Origin of the sequence: Phormidesmis priestleyi BC1401, assembly GCF_001650195.1 — a bacterium.
Classification (GTDB): Bacteria; Cyanobacteriota; Cyanobacteriia; order Leptolyngbyales; family Leptolyngbyaceae; genus Phormidesmis_A; species Phormidesmis_A priestleyi_B.
The window spans coordinates 1-240 of record NZ_LXYR01000210.1; the positions used below are offsets into that span (position 1 = coordinate 1).

Annotated in this window: 1 pseudogene; it reads left to right on the plus strand. The window is 44.2% G+C overall.

Going from position 1 to position 240, the window contains the following annotated elements:
- Window positions 1-240, plus strand: a pseudogene (locus A8707_RS26470) (IS701 family transposase); the annotation flags it as partial.

Below are 240 nucleotides of genomic sequence, written 5' to 3' on the forward strand. Positions count from 1 at the left end.
ACACAGACATCGCGGGTAATTCTGATCCGATTAACTTTCGCATTTATGACAAACGTGAGGATAAAACAAAGAACGAATATTTCATCGAGATGCTCCAAGAGATTAAAAGCTGGGGTGCCAAGCCTGATTGGGTGAGCGGCGATAGTTGGGATTCTAGTTTGGCGAACCTGAAGTTCCTCAGAAACGAGGAAGTGGGATTTCTATTGGGTGTGGCTGACAATCGTAAAGTTTCCTTAGAAC